13 protein-coding genes are annotated in these 19,408 nt (G+C 60.9%); 7 read left to right on the forward strand and 6 right to left on the reverse strand.

Annotated features, from left to right (window positions below):
- Nucleotides 1-70 precede the first annotated feature (70 nt).
- Nucleotides 71-1,096: a branched-chain amino acid aminotransferase gene (locus ACSAMW_RS11155; protein ID WP_500594025.1), complete on the forward strand. Its 1,026-nt coding sequence runs from the start codon at nt 71-73 to the stop codon at nt 1,094-1,096.
- 55 nt (nt 1,097-1,151) lie between these two features.
- Here ACSAMW_RS11155 and ACSAMW_RS11160 read toward each other — a convergent pair whose 3' ends face one another.
- Together ACSAMW_RS11160 and ACSAMW_RS11165 are read right to left on the reverse strand one after the other, a co-directional pair.
- Nucleotides 1,152-2,336, reverse strand: a complete 1,185-nt coding sequence (locus ACSAMW_RS11160) for an amino acid aminotransferase (RefSeq protein ID WP_500590392.1) — start codon at nt 2,334-2,336, stop codon at nt 1,152-1,154.
- 226 nt (nt 2,337-2,562) lie between these two features.
- Complete coding sequence (locus tag ACSAMW_RS11165; protein WP_484573228.1) at nt 2,563-3,864, reverse strand: MFS transporter; 1,302 nt, start codon at nt 3,862-3,864, stop codon at nt 2,563-2,565.
- A gap of 295 nt (nt 3,865-4,159) precedes the next feature.
- On the opposite strand from ACSAMW_RS11165, the gene ACSAMW_RS11170 reads away from it, so the two are divergent.
- The 3 genes from ACSAMW_RS11170 to ACSAMW_RS11180 all read left to right on the forward strand — a co-directional run bounded on the left by ACSAMW_RS11170 (nt 4,160) and on the right by ACSAMW_RS11180 (nt 12,540).
- Nucleotides 4,160-4,984 (forward strand): NAD-dependent epimerase/dehydratase family protein, encoded by an 825-nt coding sequence (locus ACSAMW_RS11170; protein ID WP_500590393.1) that lies wholly within the window; start codon nt 4,160-4,162, stop codon nt 4,982-4,984.
- A 121-nt stretch (nt 4,985-5,105) separates the two neighbouring features.
- Nucleotides 5,106-6,548 carry a SulP family inorganic anion transporter gene (locus ACSAMW_RS11175; RefSeq protein ID WP_500590394.1) on the forward strand — a complete coding sequence of 481 codons (1,443 nt, stop codon included), beginning with the start codon at nt 5,106-5,108 and terminating at the stop codon, nt 6,546-6,548.
- 385 nt (nt 6,549-6,933) lie between these two features.
- The gene (locus ACSAMW_RS11180) at nt 6,934-12,540 is read left to right on the forward strand and encodes a M10 family metallopeptidase C-terminal domain-containing protein (protein ID WP_500590395.1); all 5,607 of its coding nucleotides are present in this window, start codon (nt 6,934-6,936) and stop codon (nt 12,538-12,540) included.
- 53 nt (nt 12,541-12,593) lie between these two features.
- Here the strand turns inward: ACSAMW_RS11180 and ACSAMW_RS11185 are convergent, their stop codons facing one another.
- The 4 genes from ACSAMW_RS11185 to ACSAMW_RS11200 all read right to left on the reverse strand — a co-directional run bounded on the left by ACSAMW_RS11185 (nt 12,594) and on the right by ACSAMW_RS11200 (nt 16,608).
- On the reverse strand, nt 12,594-14,297 hold the full coding sequence (locus tag ACSAMW_RS11185; RefSeq protein WP_500590396.1) for an AMP-binding protein: 1,704 nt from the start codon (nt 14,295-14,297) through the stop codon (nt 12,594-12,596).
- Between the two features lie 161 nt (nt 14,298-14,458).
- A complete protein-coding gene (locus ACSAMW_RS11190) occupies nt 14,459-15,307 on the reverse strand; it encodes a Brp/Blh family beta-carotene 15,15'-dioxygenase (RefSeq protein WP_500590397.1) in 849 nt (282 codons plus the stop codon).
- A 2-nt stretch (nt 15,308-15,309) separates the two neighbouring features.
- Nucleotides 15,310-16,002, reverse strand: a complete 693-nt coding sequence (locus ACSAMW_RS11195) for a bacteriorhodopsin (RefSeq protein ID WP_168084046.1) — start codon at nt 16,000-16,002, stop codon at nt 15,310-15,312.
- Between the two features lie 195 nt (nt 16,003-16,197).
- Nucleotides 16,198-16,608: a VOC family protein gene (locus ACSAMW_RS11200; RefSeq protein ID WP_500590398.1), complete on the reverse strand. Its 411-nt coding sequence runs from the start codon at nt 16,606-16,608 to the stop codon at nt 16,198-16,200.
- Between the two features lie 170 nt (nt 16,609-16,778).
- Between ACSAMW_RS11200 and ACSAMW_RS11205 the strand changes: the two genes are divergently transcribed.
- Genes ACSAMW_RS11205 through ACSAMW_RS11215 form a run of 3 tightly spaced genes read left to right on the forward strand, consistent with a single transcriptional unit; the run spans nt 16,779 to nt 19,406 of the window.
- Nucleotides 16,779-17,204, forward strand: coding sequence for a RidA family protein (locus ACSAMW_RS11205; RefSeq protein WP_500590399.1), 426 nt, complete (start codon nt 16,779-16,781; stop codon nt 17,202-17,204).
- Nucleotides 17,205-17,233: 29 nt separating this feature from the next.
- A complete protein-coding gene (locus tag ACSAMW_RS11210; protein ID WP_500590400.1) occupies nt 17,234-18,388 on the forward strand; it encodes an ABC transporter ATP-binding protein in 1,155 nt (384 codons plus the stop codon).
- Nucleotides 18,389-18,401: 13 nt separating this feature from the next.
- Nucleotides 18,402-19,406: an NAD(P)H-quinone oxidoreductase gene (locus tag ACSAMW_RS11215; RefSeq protein ID WP_500590401.1), complete on the forward strand. Its 1,005-nt coding sequence runs from the start codon at nt 18,402-18,404 to the stop codon at nt 19,404-19,406.
- Nucleotides 19,407-19,408: the final 2 nt, after the last annotated feature.

Below are 19,408 nucleotides of genomic sequence, written 5' to 3' on the forward strand. Positions count from 1 at the left end.
GAAATCATTATTATCCCAAGGTAAGGAACGGCCGGTGATGAGCGGGCCGATATTGTTGATCGAGGGTGTCATGGGCAACGAAAGCATCGATTGGGACAAACTGGGCTTCGACTACATCAAGACTGACCTGCGTTACCTGGCCTACTGGCGTGACGGCGCCTGGCAGCCTGGCGTGCTGACCGAAGACAATGTGCTGCACATCAGCGAAGGCTCCACCGCCCTGCACTATGGCCAACAGTGCTTCGAAGGCCTGAAGGCCTACCGCGACAAGGACGGGTCCATCAACCTGTTCCGCCCGGACCAGAACGCCCAGCGCATGCAACGCAGCTGCCGGCGCGTGATGATGCCCGAAGTGCCGACCGAGCTGTTCATCGAAGCCTGCCAGCAAGTGGCCAAGGCTAACGAACGCTTTATCCCGCCCTATGGCACCGGTGGCACCCTGTACCTGCGCCCCTACGTTATTGGCGTGGGCGACAACATTGGCGTGCGGGCGGCCCCCGAATTCATCTTCGCCGTGTTCGCTGTGCCGGTAGGCCCTTACTTCAAGGGCGGCCTGAAGCCCCACAATTTCCTGATTTCCGGCTACGACCGCGCTGCGCCCAATGGCACAGGTGCGGCCAAGGTGGGGGGCAACTATGCCGCCAGCATGATGCCAGGGGCCGAAGCCAAGAAGCATGGCTTTGCAGACTGCATCTACCTGGACCCACAAACCCACACCAAACTCGAAGAAGTGGGTTCGGCCAACTTCTTTGGCATCACCAAAGACGGCAAACAGTTCGTGACGCCTAAATCCAGTTCCGTGCTGCCGGGCATCACCCGCCTGTCGTTGCTGGAGCTGGCTGCTGACCGCCTGGGCCTGGAGGTGGTTGAGGGCGACGTGCATATCGATCAGCTGGACCGCTTCGCAGAGGCCGGCGCCTGCGGCACCGCTGCAGTGATCACGCCCATCGGCGGGATTGAATACAAAGGCAAGCTGCACGTGTTCTATAGCGAGACCGAGGTGGGCCCGGTGACCCAGCGCCTGTACAAGGAACTGACGGGCATTCAGACCGGTGAAGTGGAAGCCCCACAAGGCTGGATCGTGAAAGTCGTTTAAACGCAGCACTCAAGAAAAAGGCGCCTGTCAGAGGCGCCTTTTTTATACCTGCCCGTTACATCACGGCGGCGAAGGCCTCGATCACATGGCCAAGGTTGCTGGGGCTGAGGCCAGCAATGCAGATGCGGCCGGTTTCTACCGCATACACCGCATGTTCAGCCTTGAGCGCCCGCACTTGAGGGGCGCTCAAACCGGTGTAGGCAAACATCCCTTCCTGATGGGCCAGGAACGCAAAATCCTGCTCGGGCAGGCGCTTGCTCAGGCCTTCCACCAAGGCAGCACGCATAGCCGTGATACGGTCGCGCATCTGGGCCAGCTCACCTTGCCACTGTTTGTTCAGGGCCGGGTCACCCAGTACGCGGGCCACGATACTGGCACCGAACATGGGCGGGCTTGAGTAGTTGCGGCGTACGTGAAGTTTCAGTTGCCCGAACACCTGCGCATGGCTGTCCCGGCCAGTGTGAACGCTCAAGGCCCCTACCCGCTCGCCATACAGAGAGAAGGTTTTGGAGAATGAGCTAGACACCAGGAAGGTCAGGCCACGGCGGGCACATTCGCGGATCAGCCAGGCATCCTCGTCCAGCCCTTTGCCAAAGCCCTGGTAGGCGATGTCCAGGAACAGAATGGCATCGCGCGCTTGCAGTACGTCCAGCATCTTTACCCAGTGCTCCCGCTCAGGCTGGATGCCGGTGGGGTTATGGCAGCACGGGTGCAACAGCACGATAGCTTTGGCCGGCAAGGCTCCCAGCGCTTGGAGTGCGCCCTCGAAATCGAACTGCTTGGTGGCAGGCTCGAAATACGGGTAACGGTTCACCGTAAAGCCGGCGCCCTGGAAAATGCCCAAGTGGTTGTCCCAGGTAGGGTCGGACACCCATACCTGGGAATCAGGCCAGGCGGTCTTGAGAAAATCTGCGCCCACTTTCAAGGCGCCCGAGCCACCCACCGTCTGGATAATGGCCACACTGTTACGGCTTGCGTCTACGCTGTCGGCGAACAGCAATTGCTCCACCACACGGCGGTAGGCCGGTGCCCCCTCCATGGGCAAGTAACTGCGCGGCTGGTGCTCGCCCACCAGCAGCTCCTCGGCCCGTTGTACAGAAGGCAGCAAGGGGACACGGCCCAGCTCGTCGTAATAGATGCCTACGCCCAAGTTGACCTTGTTGGGGCGAGGGTCTTCAGCAAACTCCCCCATCAGCCCGAGAATCGGGTCGCCAGCGTACAGGGGCAAGTGTTCGAACATAGCGGGGCATTCCTGAAAAGGTGTGTGTGGCGAGGGCCGCCAGGAGAGGGGAATTAGTCCACAGCAGCCTTGCAGGGTCAAGGCTGGGAAAGGAATCGGCCCCACAGGTCCGTGGGCTCCCCCCAAGAAGTTGGACACCTCTCCAACCTTAGGAGGATCTATGGGTAAGCACACCGTGTGGGACCGGGCGCAGCCCGGGAACAAGTCCCGAGCCACCCACCATCCATCACGCCACCACAGGCGTACCTTCAGGGCCTGCCTGCACAGTTGGCTCAGGTGGCCGCACCAATTCGCGCGCAACCGTCCACACCACAATGGCGGCGATGATGTCGAACACCGCCAGTACCACGAACAATGGGCTGTAGCCGATCTTGGTAACCAGCACGCCAAATACCATGGTGAACGCTGCGGCGCCCAGGTAACCGAACATGCCTCCCATGCCCGTGGCCGTGGCCACTTCGTTTTTGCCGAAGGAGTCGGAGGTGATGGAATACAACGCGCCCGACAGGGTCTGGTGTGCAAACCCACCGATGCACAGCAGCAGGATGGCGGTATAAGGGCTTTCCACCAAACCGATACAGGCCGGGCCGATCATGCAGGAGCACCCGAACAGCAGCACCATCTTGCGCGAGGTGAATAGGGACACCTTGCAATACTTATGGAACAGCGGGCTGAGGTAGCCACCCAATACGCAGCCGATGTCCGCGGCCAGGAAAGGCAGCCAGGCAAACATGGCCACTTCCTTGATGTTCATGTGGCGTTCGGTCATCAGGTACAGCGGGATCCAGGCATTGAAGGTCTGCCAGGCGGGCTCGGACAGAATCCGCGCCGAGGCAATGGCATAGAAGTTACGGCTGCGGATGATGTTCTTCCAGCTGCCCTTCTGGGGTGCAGCGTCCTTGAAGTGCGCTTCCTGCCCCGACAGGATGTACGTGCGCTCGGTATCGCCCAGCAGGCGCTGGTCACGGGGGTGCTTGTACAGCACCAGCCACAGGAAGCTCCACGCAATGCCCAGCCCCCCTACGATCAGGAACGCCAACTCCCAGCCGTTTTGCAGAATGGCCCATACCACTAGTGGCGGCGCCAGCAGCGCACCGATGGACGAACCGATGTTGAACCAGCCAATGGCTACAGAGCGCTCTTTGGCGGGGAACCACTCGGTGGTGGTTTTCACGCCCGCAGGCAGGCCGGCGGCTTCGGTCAGGCCTAGCAAGCCGCGCAGGAACGCCATGCTTTGCCAGCCAGTCGCCAGCGCCGCCGCCGCACAAGCGGCCGACCAGGCCAGGGCAAAGGTGAAGAAGCCCATCTTGGTCCCGATGGCATCCAGGATATAGCCCGCCACTGGCTGCATGAAGGCATAGCACAACTGCCAGGCCACCACGATCTTGGCGTACTGCTCGGTGGAGATACTGAGTTCTTGCATCAGGGTGGGCGCGGCCACCGACAGCGTGTTGCGGGCGAGGTAGTTGACGATAAGCCCAGCCGTGACGAGGCCGACCATCCACCAGCGGATGCCTTTGATTTTCATGGGCTGACACTCTTTGTATTGTTTTTGTCGAGGTAAAGCGTAACGACATGTGTCGTCGTACTTGTGCGCACTTTATAGGGCGATGCGGGTGCTCTGTCAAACGGATACTGCCTGCCAGCACGTGGCAATGGGGCGATTTCATTTTGCGACCAGGCAGTCACATTTTCCCCAATAACACCTGTAAAGCAGGCGGTATAAGCAGGTTGCATTGACAGCAATAACAACCAACCTGATAATTCCAATCAGTTGTACGACAACCTACTGCAATCATAAAAACAAGCGAGCGTGCGCCCTTATGTCCGTATCCAATGCTGAAGAGCGGCAACTCTACAACCGTGTGCTCTTGACAGGTGCGGCTGGAGGATTGGGCCAAGTGCTGAGGGAACGGTTGCCTGGGTTCGCCAAGCACGTGCGGCTGTCTGACATCTGCGAGATGGCCCCTGCGCAGTCTCAAGAAGAGGTTGTGACCTGCGACCTGGCGGACAAGGCCGCAGTGGACGCACTGGTAGCCGACTGCGACGCCATCGTGCACTTCGGCGGCGTGTCCACGGAAAAATCCTTCGAGACCGTCCTGGGTGCGAACATCTGCGGCGTATTCCACCTGTATGAAGCGGCACGGCGCCATGGGGTAAAACGCGTCGTATTTGCCAGCTCCAACCATGTGATCGGCTTTTACAAACAGACCGAACGCCTGGACCCTACCTGCCAGCATCGCCCAGACAGTTACTACGGGCTGTCCAAGGCGTATGGCGAGGACCTGGCCACTTTTTACTACGATCGCTATGGCGTCGAAACCGTCAGCATTCGCATTGGTTCGTCCTTCCCCGAACCCCAGAACCGGCGCATGCTCGACACCTGGCTCAGCTATGACGACCTGGTGCACCTGGTGGAGCGCAGCCTGTATGCCAGGGGCGTGGGGCATACGGTTGTGTATGGTGTGTCTGCCAACCGCAATACGTGGTGGGACAACCGCCTGGCCGCGCACTTGGGCTACCACCCCAAAGACAGCTCTGAACCCTGGCGTGCGGCGATCGAAGCGTTGCCACCCTTGGCCGATGACGACCCTTTAAGGGTGTATCAGGGCGGCGCTTTTGTTGCCGCTGGCCCCTTCGAAGGCTGAATGGCTGTTCAACCCCTCTGCCATTGCCTATAGTGCCCGCATTCCAATAAATGCCTCTGCCCGCCCCTGGTCTTTTCCAGCGGCGCGCGGAGCGTTGTGCCTTTTACGGACTCGAGGTTTTATGGCTTTCACTTCACTGCGTCGGGACGCACTCGCAGGGCTGACTACAGCCTTCGCTTTGGTGCCCGAATGCATCGCGTTTGCACTGGTTGCGCACCTGAACCCTTTGATGGGCCTGTATGGCGCGTTTTTCATCTGTACGCTGACTGCGCTACTGGGCGGCCGGCCTGGCATGATCTCCGGCGCAGCCGGTTCCATGGCCGTGGTGATTGTGGCGCTGGTGGTGCAGCACGGCGCTCAGTACCTGCTGGCCACGGTGGTGCTGGGCGGCGCACTGATGATGCTGTTTGGTGCCTGCCGCCTGGGCAAGCTGATTCGCATGGTGCCGCACCCGGTCGTGCTGGGCTTTGTCAATGGCCTGGCTATCGTGATCGCCATGGCGCAGCTGGAGCATTTCAAGCAAGGCGAGCACTGGCTACAAGGCAGCGCGCTGTGGGTCATGCTGGGGCTGGTTGCCCTGACCATGGCCATCGTCTACGCCCTGCCCCGCCTGACCCGTGCCGTGCCACCGGCGCTGGTGGCCATCGTCAGCGTCGGCGCGCTCGCGGTGGCCTTGGGCTTGCCTACTCGCACCTTGGGCGACATGGCCCACATTGCGGCTGGCCTCCCGCAACTGCAATTGCCCCAAGTGCCATGGACCATGGACACGCTTCGGATCATCCTGCCCTATGCCGTGCTGATGGCGGCCGTAGGCCTGCTTGAAACCCTGCTGACCTTGAACCTTACCGACGAAATCACCGAAACCCGTGGCCAGCCCGACCGTGAATGCCTGGCACTGGGGGTCGCCAACGTGGCCTCAGGGCTGTTTGGGGGCATGGGCGGTTGCGCCATGATTGGCCAAACCATGATCAACCTGTCCTCTGGTGGGCGTGGGCGCCTGTCCGGCGTGGTCAGCGGCGTGATGATCCTCATGTTCATTCTGTTCCTGTCCAACTGGATCGAACGCATTCCGCTGGCGGCGTTGGTGGGCGTGATGTTTGTGGTCGCCCAGCAGACCTTTGCGTGGGGGTCCTTGCAGGTATTGGGCAAGGTCCCTCGGCACGATGCGCTGGTCGTGGTAGCGGTCACCATCATTACCGTGCTTACCGACCTGGCCACAGCCGTATTGTGTGGCGTCGTGATCAGCGCATTGAGCTTTGCCTGGCAGCACGCTCGGGAGATCCGCGCTGAATACACCAATGGCGAAGGCGAGCGCCATTATCAGGTGCACGGCACGTTGTTCTTTGCCTCGACTACGGCCTTCCAGGCGCTGTTCAACCCCGCCAGTGACCCGGCGAAGGTGGTCATAGACTGTGCTGGCCTGCGTGTGGCAGACCACTCGGCCATTGCAGCCCTTGAAGCGCTGTTCACACGCTACCGTAGCCAGAACCGCCAAGTACGGCTGATCCACCTGTCCCCGCGTTGTGAAATGTTATTGGGGCGGGCGGGTATCCCTACCGCCTGACAAACTGACCGGTTAACCAAAGGGCCTTTTATGGCCCTTTTTTTTGCGCCTGTGTTTGCCGCGCTCAAATCACCTTCCCTCCGCGCCTTCCCGATCTTGACACCTCGCCGCCGCCCATCACGCTCAATTCAAAGCGCCACCATGCCAAAAAACTGAAAGTATACGATTGTTTATTGACGTTACCCTTCGTAACACCTGGCTTACAAAGGAACCGTCATAGGTTATTCGGCATAAAACTGACGTTTTTTTCACATCTGTCCGATCTATTGACGCTAATCGATGGGTGGCCCCGCAGGATTGTGTGAACTGTGTCATAAAAAAGATCAAGCGTGCGTTGAATTATTGGCACCTAACCCCCCTATATATCCAGGATCGGAGCAAGTCCATGATTTTTAACGTAAAGGATTTCGGTGCCGTTGGTGATGGTGTCACGGATGATACCGCTGCCATGCAAGCCGCTATTGATGCAGCGTCTGCTGCCGGCGGCGGCACCGTGTTCGTACCCAGCGGGACCTTTATCGTGTCTGCCGGTGAGGAGCCCTCTGATGGCTGCCTGATGCTCAAGAGCAACGTTCACATGGAAGGCGAAGGCGCTGGGCTTACCACCGTGAAAGTCGCCGATGGCTCCAACACCAAGATTACTGGTGTGATTCGCTCAGCCTACGGTGAAGAAACCCATGATTTCGGCCTGAGCAACCTTACTATCGACGGCAACCGGGACAACACCACCGGCAAGATCGATGGCTGGTTCAACGGCTACATTCCCGGCAAGGACGGCCAGGACACCAACGTGACCCTTAGTGGGGTCGAGATCAAGGACTGCTCGGGGTACGGCTTCGACCCGCACGAGCAGACCGTGAACATGCTCATCGAGAATTGCGTGTCCCATGGCAACGGCCTGGACGGCTTTGTCGCGGACTACATGATCGACACCAAGTACGTGAACAACGTGGCGTACGACAACGATCGCCACGGGTTCAACATCGTGACCAGCACCCACGACTTCACCATGACCGGCAACGTGGCCTACGGCAATGGCGCCGGTGGCATCGTGGTGCAGCGCGGCAGCGAGAACATTCCGTCGCCCTACAACGTCACCATCGAAGGCGGCGCCGTGTATGACAACGGCGCTGAAGGCGTGCTGGTGAAGCTGTCCAGCGGCGTGACCGTGACCGGCGTGGACATTCACGACAATGGCAGCGCGGGCGTGCGCATCTACGGTAGCAGTGACGTCACCGTCACGGGGAATACCCTGACCAACAACGGCCTGAATGCACCGGTGCCGGAAGTGATTATCCAGAGCTATGACGACACCAACGGCGTGTCGGGCAAGTTCTTCCCCGGCAGCGACAATAACGTTCTCAATAACACCATCACCGGTGGCGCCAACTCCACCTATGGTGTGGCCGAGCGCAACGAAGATGGCACGGACCGCAACACCATCGTGGGCAACGATATCACCAATACCACCAAAGGCTCGACGCTGGCCTATGGCGACGGCACCTATGTGGGCGACACACTGCCGACGCTGACCGTTGAAGGCACTGCAGGCAATGACACGCTCACCGGTACGGCCAGGGACGAGCTGTTCCTGGCAGGGGCTGGCAAAGACACCATTTCAGCCGGTGCAGGCAACGACATTCTGGTGGGCGGCGCGGGCGCGGACAAACTCACTGGTGGCGCCGGTGCGGACACATTCCGCTATACCGCCTTGACTGACAGCTACCGCACGGCCAGCGCGACCTTTAGCGACCAGATCACTGACTTCGACGTGACCCAGGACACCCTGGACCTGGCGGACCTGGGCTTTAAAGGCTTAGGCGATGGGTACAACGGCACCTTGCTGGTCCAGTACAACGCCAATACCGGCCGGACCTACATTAAAAGCTATGACGCGGACGCCAGCGGCAACCGCTTCGAGCTGTCCCTTAATGGCAACCTGACCAATACGCTCAAGGCTGATAACTTCGTGTTCCAGCGGGTGATCAACGGCACCAGTGGCAGCGACTCCCTGATGGGCACTAGCGGCGCAGACACGCTCAATGGCCTGGCCGGCGCGGACAGCATCAATGGCGGGGCTGGTGCAGACCGTATCAATGGTGGCGCCGGGGCGGATACCCTCACCGGGGGCGCTGGCGCAGACACGTTCGTCTATACCAGCCGCTTGGACAGCTACCGCAATTACAACACCGGTGGCGACACCGTCACGGACCTGATCACCGACTTCACCGTAGGCAGCGACAAGATTGACCTTGCTGCGCTGGGGATCACGGGCCTGGGAGATGGCCGCAATGGCACTGTTTACCTCACCCTCAACAGTGCCGGCACCAAGACCTACATCAAATCGCTGGACGCCGATGCCTCAGGCAACCGTTTCGAGATCGCCCTCAATGGCAACTACCTCAACAGCCTGACCGCCGCGAGTTTTGTATTTACCACGGTTGCACCGGTCAACCACGCACCTGTGGTCGCCACCCCACTGATGGATAAAACCGCCAGCGAGAACACACCCTTCTTCTATGCCGTGCCGGCTACCAGTTTCAGCGATGCCGACAAGGACACGCTCACCTATTCCGCCAAGCTGGCCGATGGCTCGTCCCTGCCCAGCTGGCTCACCTTTGATGCCGCCACCCGCACTTTCAGCGGTACGCCAGGGGATACCGACTCGGGTACGTTTAACGTTACGGTCACGGCGGCTGATGGCAAGGGCGGCACCGTGGACGACACCTTCACCCTGGCGGTGCAGGATATGCCTGCTACCGGCAGCATCATTAACGGGACAGTGGGCAAGGACACCCTCACCGGCACCAATGGCAATGATCAGCTGTTTGGCCTGGACGGCGCCGATACCCTTAATGGTGGCGCTGGCAATGATGTGCTGGTGGGTGGTGCCGGCGCGGACAAGCTCACCGGTGGTGCTGGGGCGGACGTTTTCCGCTTCACGGCCCTCACCGACAGCTACCGCACCGCCACTGCCAGGGCCAGTGACCTGATCACCGACTTCGATGTGGCGGCGGACAAGATCGACTTGTCAGCGCTCGGTTTTATCGGCCTGGGGGACGGCCTTAACGGCACGTTGAACATCTCCTACAGCAGTAGCAGCAACCGCACCTACATCAAAGAACGTGATGCAGATGCCAATGGCAACCGCTTCGAGCTGGCGTTGCAGGGCAACTACCTGAACACCCTCAAGGCCTCGAACTTTGTATTCAGCACCGATAGCCTGCCGCTCAACCATGCGCCTGTCGTTACCGACCCCTTGCTTGACAGCACGGCCACTGAAAACACGCCTTATAGCTACACGCTGTCCCAAAGTGCGTTCACCGACAGTGATGGCGATGCCCTGACCTTCACCGCTACGCTGCAAGACGGCACCCCCCTGCCAAGCTGGCTCACCTTCGACGCGGCCACACGCACCTTCAGTGGCACACCAGACGATGACGCCGCCGGTGTGTACAACTTCATGGTCACTGCCACGGACACCAAAGGCGCTTCGGCCAGTGACGTGTTCGCACTGACGGTGGCCAATGCACCGCCTGTCACGGTCACCGGCACGGAGAATGCCGAAACCTTGAACGGCACAGGCCGCGAGGACCTGATCCTTGGCCTGGGGGGTGACGACACCCTCAACGGCAACAGCGGCAACGACGTACTGGACGGTGGTAACGGCCGCGATACGCTAACCGGCGGCGCCGGCGCGGATACTTTCCGCTATACGGCCTTGAGCGACAGCTACCGTGATTACGACGCAGGGGGCATTACGGCCACCGATACCGTCACCGACTTCACCGTGGGTGTGGACAAGATCGACGTCAGTGCGCTCGGTTTCCTGGGCCTGGGGGATGGCACCAATCACACCCTCTATACCACCACCAGCAATGGCAAGACCTACATCAAGTCGGCCGACGCTGACAGTGAAGGCAACCGTTTCGAAATCGCCCTCACCGGTGACTATTCAGGCACGCTGACGGCCAGTGACTTTATCTTTGCCGAGCGCCCCCAGCAGGACATTCTGTTCCTGCCTACCTTGGGCCAATCCAACGCCCGCCTGCTGCGCATGACCGAAGACGATGGCGAATCCGGCATCACGGAAATGGTCAAGGACCTGAGCAAATACACCGATTACGACGTACGCAGCCAGTTCACGGACGCCGACGGCAATGGTGTCGACGTGGCGGTGGGTGGCAGCACAGTGAGCGGCTTGTCTACCGGCACGCCTGAAGAACTGCGCCTGTCCTGGTGGCTGACCGACACCAACGAGCCCGGCCCGGCCCTGCTGCGCGCCGTGGGCCTGCTGCAGGAGCAGCTCGCCTCGCTCAAGGCGGTGGACAACGTGACCATGGGCATCGTCTGGGGCCAGGGCGAGGAAGCCGCCCAGGAAATCGGCCGCGCGGCCGACCCAGTCGCCTATGCCGCCCAGTACAAGGCTGACACCTTGAAAGTGTTCGACTACCTGCACGCGCAGTTGGGCGATTTCAAGGTGTACATCATGGAAACCGGCCACTACGACGACAATGCAGCCCGTGTACGGGGCTATGACGACGCCAAGATTGCATCCATCCAGAATGGGGTGGTTGCCGTCAGGGCCATGCAGGAAGCCATCGCTGCCGAGCGCGCAGACGTTGACTTGGCCGTGGACTACAACGACCTGCCCCTGCGCCAGGAAGCAGACCCCGTCACCTACCCCGATGACGTGTGGCACCTGCACGAAGAAAGCGCAGAAATCGTGGGCCAGCGCCTGGCCGATTACATTGCCGGCGATGTGGGCTTCCAAGGCGATACTACGGATAACCGTACCTCGCAGGATGTGTACGACGAGGTGGCCAGCCAGAAAGGCGGGTACATTCTGGGTACCGACCAGGACGATACCCTGGTGGGCAGCGGCTGGAATGACACCCTCGATGGGGACCTGGGTGCGGACAACATGACCGGGGGCGATGGCAAGGACGTGTACATCGTGGACAACGAACTGGACACGGTGACCGAAACCAATGCCGAAGCCAGCCAGATCGACACCGTGAAGTCCTCGGTCAGCTGGACACTGGGCGCCAACGTCGAGTACCTGGTACTGACCGGCTATTCGGCCATCAACGGTACCGGTAACGAGCTGCGCAACTTCCTGACCGGCAACGATGCCGCCAACGTGCTGGACGGTGGTGCGGGCGCGGACAACATGACGGGGGGCAACGGCAACGATACCTACTATGTGGATAACGTTGACGACACCGTGGTGGAAAAAAGCGGTGACGGCAGCGGCATCGACACGGTGTACAGCAGCCTTGCTACCTTTACCTTGGGCAGCAACCTGGAAAACATGGTGATCAACAGCGACGGTGCGGCGGATGCGGTGGGCAACGGCCTGGACAACATCCTGTTCGCTGGCAGCGGCAACAACCTGCTCGATGGCCGTGCAGGCACGGACACCGCGTCTTATGTGTTTGCCGCCGCAGGTGTGAACATTGCGCTGAACACCAGTGCCCAGCAGGACACCCTGGGGTCGGGCCTGGATACGCTCAAGTCCATCGAAAACGTCGTCGGCAGCCGCTTTGCCGATAACCTCACGGGCAACAGCTACGCCAACGTGCTGGACGGCGGTGACGGGGATGACGTGCTCGTAGGCGGTGCCGGGGACGATACCCTGATTGGCGGCGCTGGGACCGACTCCCTCACCGGCGGCACAGGTGCAGACACTTATGTGTTCAAGGCGTTGGCTGACCTGGGCCTGGGTGACCTGCGGGATGTGATCGCAGGGTTCAAGACCACCGAAGGCGACAAGCTGGACTTCACTGGCATCGATGCCGATGCCAGTACTGCAGCCCATGAGAACTTCACCTTTATTGGCAGCCAGGCGTTCAGCAGTACCAACGCAGCCGGCCAGCTACGCCTTGAAAACGGCATTCTGTACGGCAGCGTGAACAGCGATGCCAGCGCTGAATTCGAGGTTTCGCTGGTAGGGGTCAAGGAACTGCAGCAAAGCGATTTCGTCGCGTAACACGGTGTTCGTTTGTAGGCGTGGTACCCAGTTGTGCCATGCCTGCAAACGCCTCAACACTCCTCTTCCCAAAACGCCAGCGCGCTTCGCGCTTCGTGTGTTTCCCGCTGCCTCAATTCCACCCGGCGGATCTTCCCTGAGATCGTCTTGGGCAACTCTTTGACGAACTCGATGCGCCGCACCCGCTTGTAGGGCGCCAGCTGTTCGCGAGCAAACGCAAAGATAGCCTCAGCCAGTTGCCTGTCCGGCTCATACCCCGGCGCAAGCATCAAATAGGCCTTGGGCACGTTGAGCCGGATAGGGTCCGGGCTAGGCACTACCGCCACCTCCACCACGGCAGGGTGCTCGATCAAAGCACTTTCCAGCTCGAACGGGCTGATGCGGTAGTCCGAACACTTGAACACATCGTCTGCCCGGCCTACGAAGGTCACATACCCGTCCTCATCACGCTGGGCGGTATCGCCTGTGCGATAGAAACCGTCGCGCATCGCCTCGGCGGTTTTCTCCGGTGCATCGGCGTACCCCAACATCAGGCCGAGGGGTGCCGGCTGCAAGGGCAGCGCCACCTCCCCTTCACACGCTGGCTGGCCCTGTGTATCCAGCAGGTTCACCTGGTAGCCAGGCAGGGGCCGCCCCATGGAGCCTGGTTTCAAGCGCTGGCCGGGGGTGTTACCAATGATCGCAGTGGTTTCCGATTGCCCAAAACCATCACGTAGCCATAGCCCCCACGCATTGTGTACCTGCTCCAGAATTTCAGGGTTCAAGGGTTCGCCCGCGCCTACCAGTTCGCGCAGGGCCAGGCCAGGCCTGGCAGCGGCCAGGTCCTCTTGGATCAGCAGGCGCCACACCGTAGGCGGCGCACACAGGCTAGTGATGGGATAGGCTTGCAGCACGGCAAGCAACCCCTTGGCACTGAACCGCTCCACGTTATGGATAAACACGCAGGCGCCAGCATTCCAGGGTGCGAAGAAACAGCTCCAGGCATGCTTGGCCCAGCCAGGCGATGAAATGTTCAGGTGCAGGTCACCAGGTTGCAAGCCAATCCAGTACATGGTCGACAGGTGCCCGACCGGGTAGCTTTGGTGGCTGTGCACCACCATCTTGGGCTTGGAGGTGGTGCCCGAGGTGAAGTACAGCAGCAACGGATCGCGCGCCTGTGTCGGGCCATCCACAGTAAAGCCTTCACTTGAAGCATAGGCTGGGTGCAACGGATGCCAGCCTGGCGCGGCCTGCCCCGTGGTGATGCAGGTGCGCCCGCCGCCTAGCCCTTCGAACCGGGGCACATGGGCGTGTGCGGCCACAATGTGCTGAATGCGCCCCCGCTTCAGGCGGTCCTCCAGGTCTTCCCGGGCCAGCAGCGTGGTTGCCGGCACCACCACTGCACCCAGCTTCGCAGCCGCCAGCATCAGGTCCCATAGCGCCACTTCGTTGCCCAGCATTAGCAACAGCCGGTCCCCGCGTTTCACCCCCAACGTACGTAGGTAGTTGGCGATCTGATTGGAGCGAATGCGCAATTGGGCAAAGGTGTAACACGCCTCCTGCCCGTGCTCGTCCACGATGCGCAGTGCCGGGGCGGGGTTGCCCATTGCCATGTGATCGAAGTAATCCAGCGCCCAGTTGAATTGCCCTAGTACCGGCCACTGGAACTCGCGTACCGCGGCGTCATAGTCCGTGCGATGGCGCAGCAGAAGGTCCCGGGCCTCGATAAAGGCAGCGGCCGGCGCCACCGAAGGCGCAAGCGGTGCAGAAGCGTACATAGAAAGGCCTGCTTATTGTTGTTGTGATGGGCCAGAGTATAGGTACGCAAACGCTGCTCGGGCAGGGTAAAAAGGCCTGACCCACCTGTAAAAAACCAGCAGGTTCTCGCACGGCCCGGCCATTGACGGGGCCACTTTAAAGGGGCTTTCAGGCGTCGCGGTTAGGGCTCGATGGCTTGCGAAGCAGAAGCTGAATGACCGGAGCCTGGGTGTAGAAAGCGTGGCAGCACCAGCATATGGGGCACTGCGAAAGCGGCCAGCAGGGCAAACAAGGCACGCATGCCTGTGTGCTCTTGCGGCAGGAACAGCATGCCACCTGCCAGGATGAACAGTGCGGAGGCCAGCAGCACCGGCCAGGTCAGCCACATATAAGCGGTTAAACTTGGTACCCCAAGCAGGCGCTGGCGCGCGTGGGTCTGGGGTGCAGCGTGCAAGCAGTGGAACCCCAACGCGAACCCTATCAGGGGCGGCGCTACCGTGATCCCTGCCAGCGTTGCCATCATCCAGAGGCAGCGTCGTTGCCAGGCGGCCCATAACAGTATGGGCAACGCCACTGCACCGCCTGCTGCCAGGAGTGTGCTCACCACAACCCCTGTCTCAGCAGGCACCTGTGGCCCCATGGCCGCCGCCAACAGCTGGGCAACAGCCTCGCCATGGAGCAGCGCCGGCCCGCCTACGATAAACATCGCCACGGCCAGAGACGTTACGCGGTGGGGGAACAGGTCGTCTTCATGAGCGAAATGCCAGATCGACATCAGCAGGAACAACGAGAGCGCCAGCGCACCTGCCACTTGCCAGCAGGCCAGGGATATCAGGGCGACTGCCAGGTAGCAGCCTACAAACCTGAAGCGCCTGGCAGGCAAAACCAGCTTCAGGTCGCTGGCCCCATGCAGCAACCCAAGCCCTAGGCCTACGGCCACTACAAAGGCCAGCTGCCCTCCACCGCCCGCCAGGCTGGCGAACAACGCCAGCAATGCAAGCGCCAGCCAGTTCCAGCCGGTGACCGTCATGCTTAGCGGCCAGGCTGTGCCAGTGCCGCCTTGAGGTTGCGCTCAGAGGTAAAGGCGTAAACCACTTTGGCGAGTACATCCAGCACCAGGAATGCCCAGACGGTGGCCGCATCGCTGACCATCCATATCCCTTCCGGGCCTACCGCGAACACTACGGGGTAGATAAGCCAAAGCACACTCAAGAAGCCTGTGTTGCGACGGTACGCAGCCCCCAGTGCCGGCTGCTGCCCGGCAACGGCTGCCAGGGGTTTCCACAGCAGGTACAGCACGCCCGCAAAGGCCGCGCAGGACCAGGCAAAAAACACCCACTTGAGAGTCCCATAGGGTGCTAGCGAGGCGACCAGGCCTGTCACGATCATCACCACATCCAGGGTCACAATGGAGGCTACGAAACCGGCCTGCCCTTCCCTTTCCCGTGCGGCCAGGTACGCCGAGCTCACTACACCTGCCAGCAGCAATGGCGTGGTGAATGCCCAGTCCAGGTAGCGGGCGATATAGGTCACGGTACCGTCTGGTTTGATCAGGTTGCCGACGCCCAGGTACATGGCCAGGTAGGCGGTGGCAGCAATGAAGGGAACGGCGGCATGTATCAAGGTATGGCTGGTCAACGGCCCCCGGTGTGCGCCTTTCGCGTAGATGGCCAAGGAGGCCAGCGACATGATGATAAAACCGATAAGCAAAGGCGTTTGGATCATAGGGATCTCCAGGAACATTAAGCGCGCATCGCTGGCATCAGGCCACTTCACGCCCACTGCTCAGCGTGCGCTTCGCTTAACGTAGAGATTTCCACGTAATAATTTGTTCCAAAACATTTCAAGCAGACAATGAGCGAACTAAGGGCTTCAAGGGTGTTTCTGAAAGCCCTTCAACAGGCAGGTTTCAAGCGTTACTCATGGCTGCTCAAACAGCTCCACGAGCATCTGTTCGTTGTCATGGATAAAGGCAAAGCGACAGCCGCCGCTGTTAGGCACTTCCCGTGGCGGCGATACGATGCTCACCCCTTTTGCCTCCAAGGCCTTCACCGTTGCGTCCAGGCCTACGACTTCGATAGCGAAGTGATTGATACCGCCGACCTGCAGGTTGGTCTCAGGCCGGCGACGCTCCACGGCCATGGGGGCAGCCTGCTCGTTTTGAAACAGCTCTATTCTCAAGGCGCCACGGCCAATGAACGCCGCCTTGACACCTGGCCATCCGTACTCATAAAGGGGCTCGAAGCCAAGGTGCTCCCTATACCACGCCATGCTGGCCTCAATGTCCTGAACCACGATGCCAATGTGATGCATACCTGAGAAGCTAGTCATTCGCTACATTCCCATTGCCAGTGTGTGGAGGGCAGAACAGTAATACACGGGGCGTTGAGGATCACCACCCCGCCTCGGTTTTTCCGAAGCAATACCCCGCGCAAATGCTGGTTTCGTCCAGGCCAGGGCGATGTGAAGCTTGGTGCATTCCTCTCCAAGAGTCCCTCGCCATGGTCACGCACACTCGCATCCGCATGTTCAACACCAAGCAGACCTACCCTAACCAGTCCTTGGATAACGACCTGTGCCAGGCCGTGCGGGCGGGGAATACGGTGTATGTGCGGGGCCAGGTGGGTACCGACTTCGAAGGTAACCTGGTAGGCCTGGGCGACCCACGGGCGCAGGCCGAACAGGCGATGAAGAATGTGAAGCAACTGCTGGAAGAGGCTGGCTCGGACCTTTCACACATTGTGAAAACCACTACCTACCTTATTGACCCACGCTACCGCGAGCCGGTGTACCAGGAAGTGGGGAAATGGCTCAAAGGCGTGTTCCCGATCTCCACCGGCCTGGTGGTCTCGGCGCTGGGGCAGCCGCAGTGGCTGATGGAAATAGACGTGATTGCTGTCATCCCCGATGACGCGAGCGCGCAATAGCCTTCTCCCCTCGCCTTTTGGAGCTGCCCATGGCGATTGCCCAGATCAAGCCCCCTGTCCCGCTGGCCAAGGCCGAAGTACCTCTTGCTGCCGGTATCCGTACCGCCGTGCAACTGGATGGCGTACTTAAACGCTTCGGGCAGTCCATCGCGCTACACAAAGTCTCTCTCAAGATTCAGGAAGGCGAATTCGTCACGCTGCTCGGCCCTTCTGGGTGCGGCAAAACCACCTTGTTGAACCTGATGGCTGGCTTTGCTGAGGCGGACAGCGGCGAGATTTTCATCGATGGGCAACTGGTCACTGAAACGCCGCCCTATCAGCGCGAGATCGGCATCGTGTTCCAGAACTACGCGCTGTTCCCCCACATGAATGTGGCCAAGAACGTGGGTTATGGCCTGCGCATGCGTGGTGTTCCAAAGGCGGAAATCGACGAGCGTGTGTCGCAGGCCTTGGCCTTGGTCAAACTGAGCGGCTATGGGGAACGCAAGCCCCGTGAGCTGTCGGGCGGCCAACAGCAACGCGTTGCCCTGGCCCGGGCACTGGTGATTCGCCCCAAAGTGCTGCTGCTGGACGAGCCCTTCTCGGCCCTGGACAAGAACCTCCGCCTGTCCATGCAGATCGAGCTCAAAGACATTCAGCGCAAGCTGGGCGTGACCACGGTGTTCGTGACCCATGACCAAGGCGAGGCCTTGAGCATGAGCGACCGCGTAGTGGTCATGTCCGCCGGGCACATTCGCCAGATCGGCACGCCGGACATGATCTACCGCGCCCCGGAAGACCCTTTCGTTGCGGGCTTTGTGGGGGATGCCAACATCCTGCCCGGCCGCTACCTGAGCCGTGATGAGCTGGCTTGCATCGAACTGGGCGGCGCCACGCTATACCTGCCTGCCGGGCGCGTTCATGCCTCGGTAGGCGACCGGCTGGAGGTGTACGTACGCCCCGAAAACATTCGCCTGGTGCCCTTGGGCAACACGGCAGTGCTCACGGGCACGGTCATCAATCACGTATTTCAAGGCGACCACGTGGATATTCACCTGGACGTGGCTTCCCTGGGCCAGGCACGGCTGTTCGTACGCCAGTCGGGCCTGGAAGCCTTGGCCCGCTGGCCGGTCGGCGCAGTAGCCGGGCTGGCCTTCGACGAAGAAGGCCTGTGCGCCTTCGCCAGCGACCCTACCCCTGCCTGAAACGGAGCCCTGCATGACTGCCTGCCCTGACACCATGACTGCTGTGATCGCACGTGAACCCGGTGGCCCTGACGTACTTGAATGCGTGCACCGGGCACTGCCACGCCCACGGGAAGGCGAAGTGCTGATTCGGGTGGCAGCGGCGGGGGTGAACCGGCCCGATGTGATGCAACGCACCGGTGCGCCGGTGCCGCCAGGCACCACCGATGTGCTGGGCCTGGAGGCTGCCGGCACCGTGGTTGCCCTTGGCGACGGGGTGAGCGGTATTGCCTTGGGCGACCCTGTGATGGCGCTGCTCAACGGTGGCGGCTATGCCCAGTATTGCACCGCCGTGGCCACCCACTGCCTGCCCGTGCCTGAAGGCCTTGGCCTTGAAGCGGCCGCGGGCGTTCCTGAAGCGGCTTTTACCGTGTGGCACAACCTGTTTGAGCTCGGCCGTTTGCAACGCGGCGACACGGTGCTGATTCATAGCGCGGCCAGTGGCGTGGGCACCTTTGCCATCCAGTGTGCCCAGGCCGCTGGCGCTCGCGTGATTGCTACCGCCGGTGGCGCCAGCAAGATCGCTGCCCTGGAAAAACTCGGTGTATGGCGTGCGGTGGACCGACACACCCAAGACTTTGTCGAGGTGGTGGCCGAATGCACCGGCGGGCGTGGTGTGGATGTGGTGCTGGACACCGTTGGCGGTGCCTACGTGCCCCGCAACCTGGCGGCCCTGGCCCCAGGCGGTCGCCATGTGAGCCTGTCGTTCATGCAGGGGCAAACCGTGGAAGTGGACCTGCTGGTGTTGATGCGCAAGGGCCTGAGCATGACCTCTTCCACCCTGCGGCCCAAGAGCCTGGAAGAAAAAGCACGCCTGGCCACCGCCATACGACAGCACCTGCTGCCTTGGTTGGCGTCAGGCCAGGTGCGCCCTTTGATTCATGCCGTGCTGCCGCTCCAGCAGGTCGCCGACGCTCACCGGTTGCTGGAAGCCAACCAGAACATCGGCAAGGTGCTGCTGGCCATGGGCACGGCTTAAGC

This window comes from Pseudomonas sp. AB39(2026) (assembly GCF_059831485.1).

Bases quoted from the DNA above. Each gene is read 5' to 3' on its own strand.
- ACSAMW_RS11190 (WP_500590397.1), bottom strand. From the start codon at position 15,307: ATGACGGTCACCGGCTGGAACTGGCTGGCGCTTGCATTGCTGGCGTTG.
- ACSAMW_RS11195 (WP_168084046.1), bottom strand. From the start codon at position 16,002: ATGATCCAAACGCCTTTGCTTATCGGTTTTATCATCATGTCGCTGGCC.
- ACSAMW_RS11215 (WP_500590401.1), top strand. From the start codon at position 18,402: ATGACTGCCTGCCCTGACACCATGACTGCTGTGATCGCACGTGAACCC.
- ACSAMW_RS11160 (WP_500590392.1), bottom strand. From the start codon at position 2,336: ATGTTCGAACACTTGCCCCTGTACGCTGGCGACCCGATTCTCGGGCTG.
- ACSAMW_RS11155 (WP_500594025.1), top strand. From the start codon at position 71: ATGGGCAACGAAAGCATCGATTGGGACAAACTGGGCTTCGACTACATC.
- ACSAMW_RS11170 (WP_500590393.1), top strand. From the start codon at position 4,160: ATGTCCGTATCCAATGCTGAAGAGCGGCAACTCTACAACCGTGTGCTC.
- ACSAMW_RS11210 (WP_500590400.1), top strand. From the start codon at position 17,234: ATGGCGATTGCCCAGATCAAGCCCCCTGTCCCGCTGGCCAAGGCCGAA.
- ACSAMW_RS11185 (WP_500590396.1), bottom strand. From the start codon at position 14,297: ATGTACGCTTCTGCACCGCTTGCGCCTTCGGTGGCGCCGGCCGCTGCC.
- ACSAMW_RS11175 (WP_500590394.1), top strand. From the start codon at position 5,106: ATGGCTTTCACTTCACTGCGTCGGGACGCACTCGCAGGGCTGACTACA.
- ACSAMW_RS11165 (WP_484573228.1), bottom strand. From the start codon at position 3,864: ATGAAAATCAAAGGCATCCGCTGGTGGATGGTCGGCCTCGTCACGGCT.
- ACSAMW_RS11180 (WP_500590395.1), top strand. From the start codon at position 6,934: ATGATTTTTAACGTAAAGGATTTCGGTGCCGTTGGTGATGGTGTCACG.
- ACSAMW_RS11205 (WP_500590399.1), top strand. From the start codon at position 16,779: ATGGTCACGCACACTCGCATCCGCATGTTCAACACCAAGCAGACCTAC.
- ACSAMW_RS11200 (WP_500590398.1), bottom strand. From the start codon at position 16,608: ATGACTAGCTTCTCAGGTATGCATCACATTGGCATCGTGGTTCAGGAC.